Annotated in this window: 15 protein-coding genes and 1 riboswitch; of the genes, 9 read left to right on the top strand and 6 right to left on the bottom strand. The window is 48.1% G+C overall.

Features of this window, described 5'->3' with window-relative positions; all coding sequences use genetic code 11:
- Positions 1-353: 353 nt before the first annotated feature.
- The gene (locus SATMO3_RS02650; protein ID WP_371377106.1) at positions 354-1,256 is read right to left on the bottom strand and encodes a LysR family transcriptional regulator; all 903 of its coding nucleotides are present in this window, start codon (positions 1,254-1,256) and stop codon (positions 354-356) included.
- 201 nt (positions 1,257-1,457) lie between these two features.
- Here SATMO3_RS02650 and SATMO3_RS02655 point away from each other — a divergent pair, with 201 nt between their 5' ends.
- Genes SATMO3_RS02655 through SATMO3_RS02670 form a run of 4 tightly spaced genes read left to right on the top strand, consistent with a single transcriptional unit; the run spans position 1,458 to position 6,482 of the window.
- Positions 1,458-2,423 carry an ABC transporter ATP-binding protein gene (locus SATMO3_RS02655; RefSeq protein ID WP_371377109.1) on the top strand — a complete coding sequence of 322 codons (966 nt, stop codon included), beginning with the start codon at positions 1,458-1,460 and terminating at the stop codon, positions 2,421-2,423.
- Positions 2,424-2,435: 12 nt separating this feature from the next.
- Entirely contained in the window at positions 2,436-3,476 is a 1,041-nt protein-coding gene (locus tag SATMO3_RS02660) for an ABC transporter substrate-binding protein (RefSeq protein WP_371377112.1), read from the top strand.
- 17 nt (positions 3,477-3,493) lie between these two features.
- Complete coding sequence (locus SATMO3_RS02665) at positions 3,494-5,158, top strand: ABC transporter permease (RefSeq protein WP_371377115.1); 1,665 nt, start codon at positions 3,494-3,496, stop codon at positions 5,156-5,158.
- A gap of 4 nt (positions 5,159-5,162) precedes the next feature.
- Positions 5,163-6,482 carry an MBL fold metallo-hydrolase gene (locus tag SATMO3_RS02670; protein WP_371377118.1) on the top strand — a complete coding sequence of 440 codons (1,320 nt, stop codon included), beginning with the start codon at positions 5,163-5,165 and terminating at the stop codon, positions 6,480-6,482.
- A 183-nt stretch (positions 6,483-6,665) separates the two neighbouring features.
- On the opposite strand, the gene SATMO3_RS02675 is transcribed toward SATMO3_RS02670, so the two are convergent.
- Complete coding sequence (locus SATMO3_RS02675) at positions 6,666-7,853, bottom strand: MFS transporter (RefSeq protein WP_371377121.1); 1,188 nt, start codon at positions 7,851-7,853, stop codon at positions 6,666-6,668.
- Between the two features lie 198 nt (positions 7,854-8,051).
- Between SATMO3_RS02675 and SATMO3_RS02680 the strand changes: the two genes are divergently transcribed.
- Entirely contained in the window at positions 8,052-8,624 is a 573-nt protein-coding gene (locus tag SATMO3_RS02680) for a TetR/AcrR family transcriptional regulator (protein WP_371377125.1), read from the top strand.
- Positions 8,625-8,752: 128 nt separating this feature from the next.
- A complete protein-coding gene (locus SATMO3_RS02685; protein ID WP_371377128.1) occupies positions 8,753-8,875 on the top strand; it encodes a hypothetical protein in 123 nt (40 codons plus the stop codon).
- Between the two features lie 36 nt (positions 8,876-8,911).
- On the opposite strand, the gene SATMO3_RS02690 is transcribed toward SATMO3_RS02685, so the two are convergent.
- Positions 8,912-9,436, bottom strand: a complete 525-nt coding sequence (locus tag SATMO3_RS02690; protein ID WP_371377130.1) for a hypothetical protein — start codon at positions 9,434-9,436, stop codon at positions 8,912-8,914.
- 543 nt (positions 9,437-9,979) lie between these two features.
- Between SATMO3_RS02690 and SATMO3_RS02695 the strand changes: the two genes are divergently transcribed.
- On the top strand, positions 9,980-10,219 hold the full coding sequence (locus SATMO3_RS02695; RefSeq protein ID WP_371377133.1) for a CDGSH iron-sulfur domain-containing protein: 240 nt from the start codon (positions 9,980-9,982) through the stop codon (positions 10,217-10,219).
- A 177-nt stretch (positions 10,220-10,396) separates the two neighbouring features.
- Here SATMO3_RS02695 and SATMO3_RS02700 read toward each other — a convergent pair whose 3' ends face one another.
- Together SATMO3_RS02700 and SATMO3_RS02705 are read right to left on the bottom strand one after the other, a co-directional pair.
- On the bottom strand, positions 10,397-12,382 hold the full coding sequence (locus tag SATMO3_RS02700; RefSeq protein WP_371377136.1) for a methyl-accepting chemotaxis protein: 1,986 nt from the start codon (positions 12,380-12,382) through the stop codon (positions 10,397-10,399).
- A 127-nt stretch (positions 12,383-12,509) separates the two neighbouring features.
- A riboswitch (cyclic di-GMP riboswitch) is annotated at positions 12,510-12,595 on the bottom strand.
- 107 nt (positions 12,596-12,702) lie between these two features.
- A complete protein-coding gene (locus SATMO3_RS02705; protein ID WP_371377139.1) occupies positions 12,703-13,188 on the bottom strand; it encodes a GNAT family N-acetyltransferase in 486 nt (161 codons plus the stop codon).
- Positions 13,189-13,492: 304 nt separating this feature from the next.
- Here SATMO3_RS02705 and SATMO3_RS02710 point away from each other — a divergent pair, with 304 nt between their 5' ends.
- Positions 13,493-14,581, top strand: coding sequence for a mechanosensitive ion channel family protein (locus SATMO3_RS02710; RefSeq protein WP_371377141.1), 1,089 nt, complete (start codon positions 13,493-13,495; stop codon positions 14,579-14,581).
- Between the two features lie 64 nt (positions 14,582-14,645).
- Positions 14,646-15,110: a hypothetical protein gene (locus tag SATMO3_RS02715; RefSeq protein ID WP_371377144.1), complete on the top strand. Its 465-nt coding sequence runs from the start codon at positions 14,646-14,648 to the stop codon at positions 15,108-15,110.
- 140 nt (positions 15,111-15,250) lie between these two features.
- Here the strand turns inward: SATMO3_RS02715 and SATMO3_RS02720 are convergent, their stop codons facing one another.
- Positions 15,251-16,168 carry a ketopantoate reductase family protein gene (locus tag SATMO3_RS02720; protein WP_371377147.1) on the bottom strand — a complete coding sequence of 306 codons (918 nt, stop codon included), beginning with the start codon at positions 16,166-16,168 and terminating at the stop codon, positions 15,251-15,253.
- Between the last annotated feature and the right edge of the window lie 18 nt (positions 16,169-16,186).

The following is a 16,186-nucleotide window of genomic DNA, read 5'->3' on the forward strand; positions in this document are numbered from 1 at the left end:
ATCTTCTTTTATCTGTTGCAATCCTACAACAGATGGACAAACTTCGAAACTCAACGAGGAAACCGACGGAATTTAGACAGTAAACAGTTACTGGTTTTAAAAATTATATTATCTGCTCCCCGGCAAGTTTAAAGACGCCATGGACCCGTCCTGCACGCCGGAACGTAGCAAAAAAAGGGATTTGCGATAAATTCGTAAATCCCTTTTTGTTTCTGCACGGCTGTAAACTCTGATTGATTGCTGCCCGAAGGCTGAGTTGAGATCGATATCGTCACGGAGTTTTTTATTTTCCTCGCGTAGATATACCTGAGTGCGGCGGAACGTTATATCATCAGCCGGGCTTTACCTTTTGTTTAATAAACTGCTGTCGACAGCCTTGGGGCTAAAATCCGCAAATCTTCGATAAAACGGTTAACCAGCGCGGACCGGTGGCGGTCGGCGTTAATGGCGACGTACACCAGCCGCTTTACGCCGTTAAGGGGATAGCAGTGCAAGCTGCCGTTTCTTATCTCATTGGCGACCGCCAGACGGGAAACGATGCTGATGCCGCTGCCCAGCGCCACCACCTGTTTGATAGCTTCCAACGAGTCGATTTCCATATGGCGGCGAAACTCCACATCCTGACTTTTCGCCCAGATTTCCGTCATTTGCCGGGTATTGGACTCCTGCCCGTGAAGTATCAGCGGATATTTACCCAATTGACCGGCGTCAACCAGCAAACCGGCGGACAATTCATGCGCCGGCGCAAAAATGACAACAAGTTCATCTTCACATAAAACTTCACTGACCAGGGTTGAGTCAAGGCAGGTTTCGGCAGAAAATAACCCGATATCAATCTCATGCTTTTGCAACAGCTCCTGAATGACCGGAGCTGGCTTGACCGTCAGCGACAGGCTCACCTTCGGATGGTTTTGGGAAAAGTCAGTAAGCGCCTGCGGCAAAACGTAGGTCCCCGGTACATAACTGGCCCCGATCCTAAGGCTGCCGCAGTCCAGCGCCTCATACTCCTTGACAACCCGCCCGGCCTCCTGCGCCAGGGAATTAATCTTAACCGCATAGTGAAGCAGTGAGTTGCCGGCCTCAGTCAGTATGGTCCGGCCATAACGCGACTCAAACAACTGAAGGCCGAATTCCTGTTCCATCTTTTTCATATGGAAGGTGACAGTCGGCTGTTTTAAGCCCAGCACCTCGGCAACTGCCGTGACTTTTCCGTACTTTGCCATTAATTCAATAATTCTCAGGCGAATGATATTCATAACAACCTCTTATCGGTTTCCGCTTTCGCCAAAGGCTCGGCGCAAGCCGTGTTTTCTTTATAAGCATAGATTATTTCTATGCAAATGAATATAGTGTATTGGTTTTTTTTACTAATACTTTACCAATGCTTAACAAAAAGCCGGACTATGACAAGTATACTGATATTAACAAGTTTTCACAGGAAGGTACCGGATTAGAGCATGAATATCGAAATACGCAGTATCAGCAAGTCCTTCGGCTCAATGCAGGCTTTAAAAGCCACCTGTTTGTCCATAAAACAGGGAGAATTCACATCCCTCTTAGGTCCGTCCGGTTGCGGTAAAACCACCCTGCTGCAACTGGTCGCCGGGCTGGAAACACCGGATAGCGGTGAAATCTATGCCGGGGATGAATGTATTTATTCACACGCCAAAAATATCAACAAAAGTGCTGACAGCAGAAATTTCGGCATGGTCTTTCAGGACTTTTCGCTCTGGCCGCATATGACCATTTATGAAAATATAGCCTTCGGTCTGAGAGCCCGAAGTCAAACCGTCAATCTGAAACAACGGGTGGAGGAAGCCATTGCGGTGGTTCGCCTGCAGGGCCTGGAAAGCCGGTATCCTCATCAGTTATCCGGCGGTCAGCAGCAGCGGGTGGCTTTCGCCCGCGCAATCGCCACCAAGCCCCGGCTGGTCCTGTTTGATGAACCGTTAAGTGCGCTTGACGCCGTATTGCGCGACGAAATGCGCTTGGAACTGATGCATTTGGTGGAAACCGCTGGTCTGACAGCCTTATACGTAACGCACGACCAGACAGAGGCCATGGCAATGTCCGGCAAGATTGCCGTAATGAATAACGGACAAATTTTGCAGACCGGGGACCCGGAGGCAATTTATCGGTCGCCGGCTCATCCTTTTGTGGCCAGGTTTATCGGTAAAGCCAACTGGCTGAAAGAAGACCAGGCCGTCTTCCGGCCCGAACATATTCGCTGGGAAGCTGCCGCCGGCTGCCAGGCCTATACCGGTATCGTGCAACGGGTGAGTTTTCTGGGAGACAAGTATGAGCTTCAGTTAGCGGTGGCCGGTCATGGCATCTGGACTGCCTATCATGCCCGGCGAATGACGGCCGGCGATAAAGCGTCCGTCTATGTCTCGCCGGATGACATACATAACATACCAAATTAAGGAGGAATTCAAATGAAAGCGGGCAACCTCATAAAAACCTGTTCTCTCCTCGTGTGTATCACGCTGGCAGGCGCCGGCCTGGCCGGCTGCAGTACGGCTAAAAAGGCGGAGGAAGCGGCCGCCCCGGCTGCCGGGGCCAAATTAAGCGGCAAGCTGGTGGTATATAGCGCCGGACCCAAAGAACTGGCTGAAAAAATCCAGAAAGGCTTTGAAAGCAAAACCGGTGTAAAGGTTGAAATGTTCCAGGGAACAACAGGCAAAATCTTGTCCCGCATCCAGGCGGAAAAAGCCAATCCGGTTGTCGATGTAGTTGTACTCGCCTCGCTGCCGGCTGCGCAGGGGCTTAAGAAGGACGGGCAGACGCTAGCTTACAAAAATGCCCAAAATGCTGAAAAATTAATTGCCGACTGGTCCGACAGGGATGGTCATTTCTTTGGCTACAGCGCGTCGGCGCTAGGAATAGTGTATAATACCAAGCTGGTGAAAAACCCTCCCCAGGACTGGAGCGACCTGACCAAGGAAGAATGGCGCGGCAAGGTTAACATTCCTGATCCCGCGCAGTCCGGTTCCGCTCTGGATTTCATAACCGGTTATTTGAGCGGCCAGGGAGAGGCCGGCTGGCAACTATTTGATCAGTATAAGCAGAACGGCGTAGTTGTAGCCGGCGCCAATCAGGAGGCTCTGGACCCGGTTATCACCGGTGCCAAAAGCATTGTGGCAGCCGGGGTTGACTATATGACCTACCAGGCCAAAGCCAAGGGTGAACCGGTCGATATGCTGTATCCTAAAAGTGGCACCGTGATTAGCCCGCGGCCGGCGGCCATCATTCAGACCAGTAAAAACACCGATAACGCAAAAGCCTTTATTGACTATCTATTATCCGATGAAGTGCAAAACATGGTCGCCGATACCTACCTGCTGCCGGGGCGCAGCGATATAAAAGCCAAAGACCGGGCCAGCGCCAACCAAATTCCGCTGCTAAAAATCGACTGGGCATGGATGGATGCCAACGGGGATGCCGTGGTCAAAAAATTCAGCGTTATGTTTAAATAGCCGAACGGATGCAACCTATGCAACTGCCTGATTATAAACAAGCGGGGATGCTGCTGGCCATAGCGCTGCTGGCCATCCTCGCCGTCATTCCCCTGCTGTGCATCTTTGTCACCAGCTTCTATCCTGCGCAAACGTTTGACCTGCTGGCGCCGCTTAAGACCATCATGGCAAGCAAACTAAGCGAAGTGTTCCTGAATTCCCTCTGGCTGAGCTTTTGCGTGGTGGCGACAACCACCCTGCTCGCCCTGCCGCTCGCCTGGATTTTAGCCAAAACCGACCTCTGCCGCCATAAGTGGCTCGATATTGTTCTTACCATTCCCTTCATGACGCCGCCTTATATCGGTTCCATGGGCTGGATTCTGTTTATGCAGCATAACGGCTATCTGGAGCAATTGCTGCCGTCCGCCAGCGCTTTCGCCCCGGCGTTCTTTAGTTTCAGCGGCATGGTCGGCATTATGAGCCTGCATTTATTTCCCTTCCTCTATCTTATCCTGCGTAATACATTTACTGAGATCGGCGGCAATAAGGAGGCTGCGGCCGTTATCCACGGCAGCGGTTTCCTGTATACGTTCCGGCGCGTCATTGCCCCGCTGGCGCTGTCCGGCTATGCCATGGGCGCACTGCTCATCTTTGTTAAGACGATCTCCGAGTTTGGCACACCGGCAACCTTTGGCCGGAAAATCGGGTATTACGTATTAACCTCGGAAATCCACCGCTACCTTTCGCATTGGCCGATTGATTTCAGCAAAGCCACCGCACTGGCCTCCGTACTGCTCAGCGCCAGCCTGCTCTTGTGGTATTGCCAAACCCTGGTTAGCCGGCGCTTTACTTATCAACTGGCAGGAGCCAGGGATTCCTTCCGGAAAGTATATCGCTTAACCGTCGGGAAGCGCATCGCTGCCTGGTTATATATTGTCGGATTGCTGGCCCTGTCAGTAGGCGTTCCCTATTTTTCAATTGTCTCAGCCTCACTCATGAAACTGCGGGGAGCCGGTCTTAGCTGGGATAATCTCACCCTCCAATATTACTTCGACCTCTTAGCCTGGGGTTCCAAAAGTCTGGCGGCCTTGCTTAACAGTCTGGGCCTGTCTATCCTGGCCGCGACTTTATCCGTAATACTCGGGACAGGCTGCGCCTTGCTGATCGGAACCGGCCGCAGCCGGTGGCAGCGCATGCTCGATTTATTCAGCCTGTTGCCCAACACCGTGCCGGGTATTGTAATGGTTGTGGGCCTGATTATTTTCTGGAATGCTCCGCAAATGCCCATCCCGCTGTATAATACCTATTGGATGGTAGTCCTTACTTATGTTATCCTGTTTCTTCCCTATACCGTCCAATACGTCAAGGCCAATTTAAATCAGCTGCACGTATCGTTGTTTCACGCCGGCCGGGTTTTCGGCGGCAGCCCGTTATACATTTTCCGGCGCATTGTTTTACCGCTTCTTCGGCCGGGTATGCTGGCCGGCTGGGTAATGACGCTGACCATCGCCATCAGGGAGCTGGTCGCTTCCCTCCTGATTCTACCCCCGTCCATGGAAACATCCGCCACCTATATTTTTTCTCAGTTTGAACAAGGCAACGTTTCGCTGGGTATGGCAATGGCCGTGGTAATGGTAGGCCTGACCACCAGCCTGCTCTTACTGGTCAATCAACTCAATCCTGTCGGAAAGCAGCGTGAATAGCTTCATGAATCATACAGCCCAATTAACCGTTTTTGGCGGGGCAGGCGAGCACGGGCGCGCCTGTTTTCATTTACAGACTAAATCATTGTCCCTCTTGCTGGACTGCGGCGCAAAAAAAAGCGGCGGCGGCGAATATCCGCTGCTGTCGCCCGGTAAAATTGCCGGCTTGTGCGCCGTATTCCTGTCTCATGCCCATGAAGATCATGCGATGGCCATTCCTTTGCTCTACAAACTAGGTTACCGGGGTAAGGTATGGGCCACCCGCGCTACCATGCAAAAATTGCCTCAGTATTTTTCCGCCTGGGAACAATACGCCGGCGGCCATGGCAGCCTTCCTTACGAGCGCCGCCATATTGCTCAGATTCGGTTCGCCTGTATGGAAGATACCGTTTCCCCCGGAAACTGGACGGAACTTTTCCCCGGATTATCCGTGCTGTGGGGGAAAAGCGGCCACACTCTCGGCGCTATTTGGCTCATGCTCGATATGGAGGGCAAATGCATTTTTTTCTCCGGCGATATGAGCACAGAAGGACGCCTGCTTGCCGCCGATGCGCCGTTAGCAAGGACAACGCCGGCAGGTTCCGCTGCTTCAGCCGAGCCTGTCTGCGATTTAGCCATAGTGGAAGCAGCCTATGGCCCGGATGATGAAGACCAGCAGGCGAAACTCACCCGCTTAGCCCAGAGCGCCCGGTTTATTCTTACAAAACAGGGGTGGCTGCTGCTGCCTGTTCCTTTCATTGGCCGCGGCCAGGATTTACTGGTCTGGGCGAGTGAGAGCTTTCCCCAAACGCTTTTGCTGGCGGAAGAAGACCTTGTTGTAACCCTGCAGCAAATGCTTGCCTGCCCCGAGTGGCTTCGTCCCGGCGCAGCCGCCGCCATAAACCGGGTACTAACAAGCCCTAGCCTCAGGGTTATCCAAAACGCCCGGGAAAGAAAAAAAGCCATGTCCGGCCAGCCGGGCGGCATCATCCTTACCGGCGACGGCATGCTGCAGACCACTGCAGCCCGCTGGTATTACCGGCAAATCCAGAATCATGCCGATAGCGGCGTTATCTTTACCGGTCATTTAGCGGCCGGCAGTCCCGGCTACCGGTTATGGAACTCTCCGGCCAAGTCTGCTGCAGGCTGTAAGGTTGATGTAACGCATTACAAAGTGCATCAGGGACTGAATGATGTCCGGCAATTGCTACAACGCCTGCCCAGCCGCCATGCGGTTTTCTTTCATACCGGCAAAGCGGCTGCTGATGCCCTTTGCCGCACACTGTCACCGGAATGCGCTGGTAGTCTGCATTCACTGATACCCGGCGACACCTTGAATTTTTAGAGATAAAAAACTGCCGCCTTATTGTGCAAGGCGGCAGTTTTTTATTCGGATAGAAAGTATAGCTTTCGTCTGGATAAGGGCAACATCGTCTTCCGCTTTCGCCAAAGGCTCGGCGTAAGCCGTGTTTTCTGTATGACCACATATGAGAAGTTGGCTTTTGCTGCTCTGGACTGCCGTCGTTAGTCAACCGTTTCTCTCCGTGAAATAATACAGCAAGGCGGCCAACGGCATACATAGACCGAGGAGGGAGGCCGGCATCCAGCCACCGGCGGCGTAGGCCCAGCCGCCCAGTGCCGATCCGATTGCGCCGCCGATGAAGAAGACAGCCATGAATACTCCGTTTACGCGCCCGCGTATCTCGTTTCCGAGAGAATAAATGGTACGCTGACTAAGTACGAGATTGCCGGATACCGCCATATCCAGGGCAATAGCGGCAATAACCAGTATCGCTAACGACAGTGCGGAAGTATCGGTAGCCAGATGAGTAACCAAAAAGGATAGGGCGGCAATGACAATAGCCAAACCCGTTAACCGTTTGGTCCAGCTCTTATCGGCCAATCTGCCGGCGATGGGGGCGGCTATTGCGCCGGCTACGCCGGCGAGAGCGAATAAGGCAATTCCCTGCTGCGATAAGTGAAAGTGATGAGTTAGCCATAAAGGGCTTACCGTCCAGAACAGGCTGAAGGCGCCGAACAGGCAAGCCTGATATAAAGCGCGACGGCGTAAAACCGCCTTAGTTGTAAAAAGCGACCACAGAGAACGGAGTAATTCGCCATAATTCATAGTAGGCGAGGGTTTGCGTGCGGGCAGTGCGAAAGCCAGCAACCCGGCCATTGTGGCTGTGATAACTGCAGAGAGAATAAAGACGGCCTGCCAGCCCCAAAGGTCGGTTACAAAACTGGCCAGCGGGCGGGCCAGCATGATTCCCAGCAATAACCCGCTCATTACGTTGCCCACTACCTGGCCCTGCCGTCCCTCGGCCGCCAGATGGGCTGCATAGGGTACCAGTATCTGCGCCGCCACTGAGCCTAGCCCGGTAAACATGGCTGCTACAAGAAAAACTATCGCGCTATGAGTAAGGGAGGCAGCAACCAATGCGCAGATCACAATTACTAATGTGGCTGCAACTAACCGCCGGTTTTCGATAAGATCGCTAAGGGGAACAATAAATAACAGACCGGCCACATAGCCAATTTGGGTTAACGTTACGATCAAACCTGCCGACGCCAGCGGCATATGGGTGTCGGCGCTTATCAGGCCAATTAAGGGCTGAGCATAATAAAGATTGGCAACAATTACGCCGCAGGCGACGGCTAACAAAAGTGTTATCCAGTTTGGCACCTCTCTGGTTTTTACTTGTAAGTTGTTCATACGACAATCCCTTCCTTACTTGTTTTTACGTGTTGGTATTTTTGGCCAATTAAATACTGAACGTACAGTTTAGTTTATGCTTTAATTATAAACTGTACGTTCAGTATTGTAAAGGGATATTTTCATTTTCCTGCCAGAAAATATTTAGTATAATGTACGTATAGTTTTATTAGTGTGAACAATGCAGGAGGAATTTCAGTGGAAAAGAAAAAAGGGCGTCCCCGTAACGCCGCGACGGAACAAGCCATTCTTACCGCCTCGTACGATCTATTGCTGGAAACCGGCTTCGGGGCCGTAACAGTTGAGAAGATTGCTGAACGGGCCAAAGTTAGCAAAGCCACCATTTATAAATGGTGGCCCAACAAAGCGGCGGTTGTGATGGATGGTTTTCTTTCGGCCGCTATGTCCAGGTTGCCCGTACCGGATACCGGTTCGGTAGTCAAGGACATCGTCATTCAGGTGACCAATTTAGCCCGGTTTTTAACCAGCAGGGAAGGTAAAGTAATTAACGAACTGATTGCCGAAGGACAATTTGACGCCAAATTGGCCGAAGAATACCGGCTGCGGTATTTTAATCCCCGGCGGCTTGACGCCCGGCGCATTTTGGAACGGGGCGTGCAAAGAGGGGAGTTAAAGCAGGAATTAGACCTCGAAATAAGTATTGATTTAATTTTTGGTCCGATTTTCTATCGTTTACTGGTAACCGGGGACATAATCGATGAAGCCTTTATTGAAACCTTGGTAAGCTATGCATTTAAGGGGATTGAATAAAGGAGAATAAAAAATGCCGCCTATCGGCAGGCAGCAGTGAGCCACCTCCCTTTGAGAAAGGAGGTGGTGCTTTATGACCATATGAGACGTTGTCTTTTGCAGTCCCTGCTTGTTTTTTCGAGACTGCATTGATTGGAGCTAAACAGGCAGAGGCAGCCGGCAAAGCTATTGATATTATGGCCGCGTTGGCGACCAGTATTAAAGCGATAACGAAAAAGGAAAAAACTGAAAAAGAGAAAAAGACCGGTTAAATAGTGATACCCCTGGCGTGTGCCGGGGCATTACTGCTAGAAACCAGATTTTCCTCCTTTTTGAGCTTGCTCTTTTTCCCAAGCATTTTGTTCGTCGCTAGCTACTTTAGATACAATGTACATATAACCACTACGCTTAATATCGCTATATTCCAGCAATATCGATGCTTTTGAAGAAGCAAGCCATGCATATTTATCCATATATCTATTTGGTCTAAGACCTTCTCCGAATCTTGCGATAACTGATTGATAAAGATTAGCCCAGTTATTATAACCCTCAAACTCTATATTAACGCTTGATAATTTGTTTTGCCAGAATCCATATTCTATTTTCTTTAATTTAGCAGCTCCAATAGTCAGCTCATCGTCTATTCTTGTGTATTTATCAACTCCGCCAAAACTACCATCTGTATATTGAAACACCATTGAATCCTTAACCCTTTCGAGCGGTGTTCCCCATGTTAAACCTCTGAAGCCATCTGGCTCATTTGGATAAGCTAAGGCAGTAGCAGATAAAAATACGAAGCTAAATAACATCACGAGAATTAATATTTTTCTCAAATATAACACTCCCCCTGGATTTATTAATTATAATAAATAATTCCATAACATACATTATATTCCTGCCGGGAGATTCCTATGTTATGAAATAAACTAAAGAATTCTGGCATGTACCGGATAAAAGCGCTTGCGATTTGCCGATATCCCATGACGGGGATTACATTATAGTGCTCCGTGAAACCCTCATGCTCTGAGGGGTAGTTTTGCATTGTTTTTGGATCGTATTTCATAGTTTTTCTCCTGTTGGATATGTTAATCATGCTGAGAGAATTATCGCTGATATGCCCTGTACTGTCTGTTAGAATCGTTCTCCCCGCCGCCCAATTTTCCTACTCTTCTTTGTTTTGGCATTGAACATTTCGCCGGCCGCGAGCTCCCGGGCACGGCTCTGTTCATTCGCAACGGCCGCCGCAGCGTTCCTTTTCCCGTGTTCTCATTAATGAGAAACCACCTATATATTAGCAGGAGAAAACTAATTTTTATTGAAGTTAAATATCGGTAAATTCTTGCAATTTATCAACAATTTAAAAAGGAGAGATGACAATGGAAAAACCGGTAATTAGTCAAAAAGGTCCTATGGCTGTTGAGGTTAAAAAAGGAGAGACTTATTATTGGTGTGCATGTGGGAAAAGTGCTACGCAGCCGTTTTGTAACGGCGCGCACCAGGGAACCTCATTTGCACCGGTTTCTTTTGCTGCCCAGGAAAATGAGACTGTCTATCTGTGTGCCTGTAAACATACGAAAAATCCTCCTTTCTGTGATGGAACTCATAACAGCCTCTAAATTGCCATGGCAACAAAGCTTCTAATAATTTCGGCGGAAAAAACTGCATAGACAGGCAGTTAAGAAAAGAACCAGCTTTTTTATAGCTGGTTTCTTTTCTTCTGGTCAACACGGACACTGTCCTTGTATTTTGTTTGCTATGTGGAACAAGGTTCTTGTCCCCAGTCTTGTTTTATGTCATGATATGGTGAATTTCCGGGTAAGCGCCCGCACATTCTCCGACATTGTCTGTAATTCCTGACTGGACGCGGCGATTTCTTCCAAAGCGGCGCTTTGCTCCTCTGTAGCAGCCGACACAGACTGAACATGAGCGGCATTTTCCCGGCTTATCCGGTCAATATTTTCCATCTGGCCGGCGATCTGTGCACCGGCGGAAGCCATTTGCTGCACATCCTCGGCGACACTGCCAATGCCGGATTTAGTTGTTTCAATCAATGCGACAATTTCGCCGAAAGCCACTCCTGCGGCCCTGACCGTCTCGGAGCCTGACTGCACTTGCCTGCTTCCATCCGACATAGCAGCTACCGCATTGCCGCTGCTGGTCTGCATCGCCGTAATAAGTCCGGCGATTTGGGCTGCCGCCGCTTCGGACTGCTCAGCCAGTTTCTTTACTTCCTCGGCGACGACGGCAAAGCCCCGGCCGTGTTCGCCGGCCCTGGCCGACTCGATAGCGGCATTCAGTGCGAGCAGGTTGGTTTGTTTGGCGATACCGGAAATTGTATCGATAATTTGACCTATTTCACCGGATTGTTCGCCCATCTGCCCGACGACTTCGGCAAGGTTGGCCACCGTTGTTTCAATGGCATTCATTTGCCGGACGGCCAATTCAATTTTGGTGTTGCCGTCCTCGGCTGCCTTGGCTGTTCCCTGTGAATTGTTCACAACCGCGTCGGTAACGGACACAATATGCTGCAGCTTGTCGGAAATGGACTGGACCAACAGAGTAGCATCATCCACCGCCTGGCGCTGCGTCTCCGATCCCGCTGCCACCTCGCCGGCAGACAGGGCGATCTGCCCGGATGCCTCGGCGCTTTGCTTCGAACTTGCCGCCAACTGATCGGCGGAAATGGCTGTGGCATCAGCCGCATCACCCGTTTGCCGGATCAACTGCCGGATATTTTCCGCCATTACCTGAAAAGCTTCCACCAACTGCCGGATTTCATCCTGGCCTGTATAAGTAACGGCAGGAGTAACAATATGCCCGCCGGCGATTTGCGCTGCAACCGAGGATATAGCGGTTATCGGCCGGCTGATTCTCCGTACCGCAAAAAAACCGATTAAGGCGAGCAGAATGCAAGACAGCAGAACGACAACAATAATCAGGTTGCGGAGATCATCCGCATTGGACATGGTTTCCTCAATATTCTGGAAGGACAACACCGCCCAGCCAGTCTGACCGACAGGGGCAAAAGCCGTCAATTGCCGTCCCAGGTATTTGGTCTGCGCTTCCTGTGATTTAGTCATATCAATAACGTCCTGTTCGTTAAACAGTTCATGCTGCTGTGACTTGGTCTCATCACGGCTGTCCGTTAGATAATAAGATTTCTTATCAAGTACAACGCCTTTACCGGTATTGCCGGCATTAAGCCCTTTAGCCAATTCGGTTACATTGCCAAGTTTCAGATTGCCGCCGATATAGCCGATAATCTGTCCCGCGTTATTTACAAGCGGCGCAACTACCGGTGCTGTGGCCTGCTTGGTGAAGGCGGAAACATAGGTATCGGAAATCACCGGCTTCTGCGCGGCCGCCACATCTTTATACCACTGGCGATCGGAAAAATCCTTTTTACCGCCAAAATCGGTTTGCGGCCACGTATTTTTTATCTGTCCCTGTGCATCCACGCAAAAGACCAGTTCAAACATGCCATTGCCCTCATAAAAGGAACGTAGCACAGCGGTTTGATCCTCCGAACCGAATGCAGCGGCATACGGGGTTTTCGCCAGGGTGGCAACACTGGCCTGTCCGTCATGCAAATACTGCTCCAGGCGGTCCGCCACCCGAATGACATGATCCCTGTGCGTGTTTTTCGTCATGGTATCTAAAAGTGAATTAGCCTGCTGATTGGCCGTATAGCCGATAATTAAAGCCGGAATGATTGCCAGAATCACCAAAAAAAGACTCATTTTCCCCTGTAAGGTCGTAAAAATACTGTTAAGTCGCATAAATCGTCTCGATCCTCCAATTTTCCCCTATGGATTGTCAGTCTGTGGGCCTCAACGACAGCTTCAATGTCGTCGCACCTCCCGCCATATTGCCGCAGAAAAAAATGCCAGGGCACACCAAAAACATTAGTGCAACCTGGCGATCATAGATTTTTTATCTGTAGACCCATGGCTTTGCGTCCCACCCTTTCGGATGGTTTGCCGACAAATTTCATGGAATTTTTTCCCTAACTAATAATAATTTCTCCGTACAACTATAAAATCCTGTAAAAAAAGCAATATCATTTTTAACTTTATGTAAAAATATGTAGTTATAAATCTTAGAAATAGTCGGGTATAACAGCCGCATTAGCTTTTATCAATTCATTCCATACCAATTCAGTGCAATGTGCCATACAAACGCTTTTTTCGTATTTTTGCAGCTTTTCAGGCAAGCTTTGAAACCCGAATTTTTCATAATACGCCGGCTTTATATCAGAGTACAGAAAAATAATTGTGTTGTCGCCTGGGATCAGCTTTATGCACTGTTTTATGAGTTCGGACCCGTAGCCTTTGCCTCTGTGGTTTTGCGAAGTCAGTATGGACCCTAAGCCGTAGACATTCTTGCCAAGGAGGCTTTCTAGCCGCAGCAAAACCGTCGAACTGGCGATCTCGCCGTTTTCCTCGATGACATATCTTATGCCGATGGCATCATCCTTACTGTTATCAACGCAATATTGTTCAAAAGTTCTATTTTTACTCCATTCTTTATACCCTTCCTGAAAAAGAAAAGGTATTTCTTCTTTAGCGGCCTCCCGGAAGATCATTGTCATCGCTCCTTACTCTGTATGGTTAGTTACCTGAAACTGTAATTAAATATCAAGATATTCGTTTGTTAGAGCCTGTTTTCCTTTGTAGCGCGGTTGTGCTTGGCAGATCAATTTACTAATCGCTTACTCCAAATATATAAAAATCTTGAACCGGAAAATAAAAACTTATATAATAAAAGTAAGTTGTTTGTTCTTTAATAACGATGCCTGATAATTGCCGGCAGCGGGTTGGAGCAACCAATTTCTTACACCGGCTTTTTAACCATTTGGCTTTAACTATAGGAGGAGGGGAGAGGATACGATGCAGTTTGACATACAAATGCCTGAGCAATTTTATATGTTATTGCCTTATGTGACAAGCTACATATCTTTGTATAAGCTAGCCACAGCCGCTGCAATATTTCTTGTTTTCTGGGGCTTCAAAAATTTATTTACTAATTACATTTTCCATTTTGTTCATGACAATCTTTGCAGAAATGAAGCGAATCAGGATTCTTTTCTCCTTGTTTTGCGCAACCCTGTCAAAAATTTGATTGTTCTTACCGGCGGGTATCTTGCTTTGCATAATATTGTGCCAAATACATTTGATTTTTTGCTGAACAATATATTCCGGACAGCGGTCATAATTTTGTTTTCAAGCGCAATCTACGACCTGATTGGTTATTATGCAGTAAACCAGTCGGAAATCCAGCGGATTTTTAACCGCGAAGTGGATAAAATTCTAATCCCTTTCCTTTCCAAGGTACTAAAATTCATTGTGCTGGCATTAGCCTTTGTGGCTATAGCCAGTACCTGGGGCTACGATGTAAACGGATTTATCGCCGGACTGGGGCTGGGCGGCCTGGCTTTTGCTCTGGCGGCAAAAGACCTGCTGGCTAATATTTTTTCCGGAGTTATTATTATAACGGACAAGCCGTTTAGTATTGGCGACTGGGTAAAAACCAGTGAAATTGAAGGAACCGTGGAAGATATCAATTTTAGGAGCACAAAAATACGGGCTGTTGATCAAGCGCTGGTCACTGTACCAAATTCTAATCTGGTCAATGCTCCCATTATCAATTATACGAAACGGACCATGCGTAGAATTACATTTCAGTTGAAAGTACGTTATGACACACCAGCAGATAAACTGAAAGCATGTATCAATAAAATTGAAGAACTTCTCCAGTCTCATCCTCAGGTTGATCAGGGTACAATTATGGTAAAATTCGATTCCTTTGGCGATAGCGGTCTGGAATTACTTCTGCACTTTTTTACCAAAACCATTGTGTGGAAAGAGTATTTGGCTATTAAGCAGGACATCAATCTAAAAATCATGGAAATCTTAGAAGCTGAAGGAATAGCGTTCGGGTTGCCCGGCACCAGTGTTTATATTGAGAAATCTGGCTAAATGCATAATCCCGTCCGCCTGAATATATCCTGTGTTCATGTTCTTAGAAGGGAGAATAGCTGATATGAAAAAGTCTGTAGTATTCGTATTGATTGTCTGCATGACAGTATTGCTAGGTTCGACAGTAGCTATGGCGGGACCGGCGCCGGCCTTAACCAAGGTTGATATTCATGCGTTTACGGCGCAAAACTATAATTATCAGTGGCAATTTACGCCGGACAACTATCCAAAAAGCATGAACGGTTTTGCATTCTCAGGTCCTGAGCTATATATGAATGTTATCTATACCGGCATGCCAAACTGGAACCTGACTTTCATCAAGGTAAATGGAAAACAGTACAAGCATTCACAACTCTTTGAGAAACAATTCTTTATTACCGACATAGGAGGCATTGTCGGCGGTTATGAGATCGTTTACAAAATACCGCCAACATATCTGGGGAATTCTAACACAATCACCGTCACTTCCCGCGGAACAAACAGCGGAGCAGCTGACAATATAGCAACTAATATAAAATTTGTAAAATAAATGATCCAAGAAAGGCTGCCTTCAATAAGGCAGCCTTTTTTAACAAAGTATAGTCCCATCTGAAAACGCGAGGCCTTCCGTGGTTGTGATTGCAATGTCGCGTAAAATACCGGCGATTTGGCGCTTATGCGGAAATCACCCTATAATCCCAATTCATAAGGCTTAATTAGACCATACAGTGTTTCAATAATTGGCAGTTCTAAATTTTTCTTGGTAGCAAGACGAATTGCTGCTCCCTGGAGACTTTCAACTTCAAGGGGTAAGCCTTTCTTTAAATCTTGATGCATGGAAGTTGTGGTTCCTTTCGGATATTTTGCTAAAGACTCAACCTGCGATGACACAAAATTATCAGGTAAATTGACTCCGCAAACTCCAGCAAGGCGAGTCATTTCGTCCAAAGCACGGCGAAACATTTGTCTGGTTGCTTCATTTTGATAAATCAGATCGGTTGTTAGGTTGCCGGCCGTAGTTACTCCGGAAAAAACGGTAATAAAGGCATATTTACTCCAAATCTCTTCCCAAATAGTTTGACTATAAACTATTTCTAAATTAGCCTTTGACAATATCTGTTGTAATGTAAGACAAAAATCTATTTGGGTAGGAATAATTTCACCAAAGATTAGCTTATGTAATTTGTTTGTATGCAAAATGGTTCCATGGGAGTCTAAGGTCGCGTTAATTTTACAGTTGCCAGCAATGACGCTTTCTTTGCCAAATTCCTTTGCCAAGCTTTCAAAATGCTCAACCCCATTGAGTATCGGAAGAATTCTTGCCCCTTTCCTGACAAGGTCCTTAAGTTGAGGAAAGCAGGCTTCTAACTGATAATTTTTTAGGCATAACACGACCAGATCGCAATGGGGTATATCCTTAGTATCTAAGGCAATTTGAGGATCCCTGATGACCAAATCTCCAAGTACGCTCTTAACTACCAAACCGTCCGCTTTCATTTGGGTTGCCCGGTTGGGCCGAACTAAAAAAGTGACAGGTAAACCACTTGCTGCGAGCCTTGCGCCAAAGTAACCGCCGGTAGCCCCTGCACCAATCACTGTTATATACATGAAGAGTCACCCTTCCAT

It is taken from the genome of Sporomusa aerivorans, assembly GCF_041428895.1.
GTDB classification, from domain to species: Bacteria; Bacillota; Negativicutes; order Sporomusales; family Sporomusaceae; genus Sporomusa; species Sporomusa aerivorans.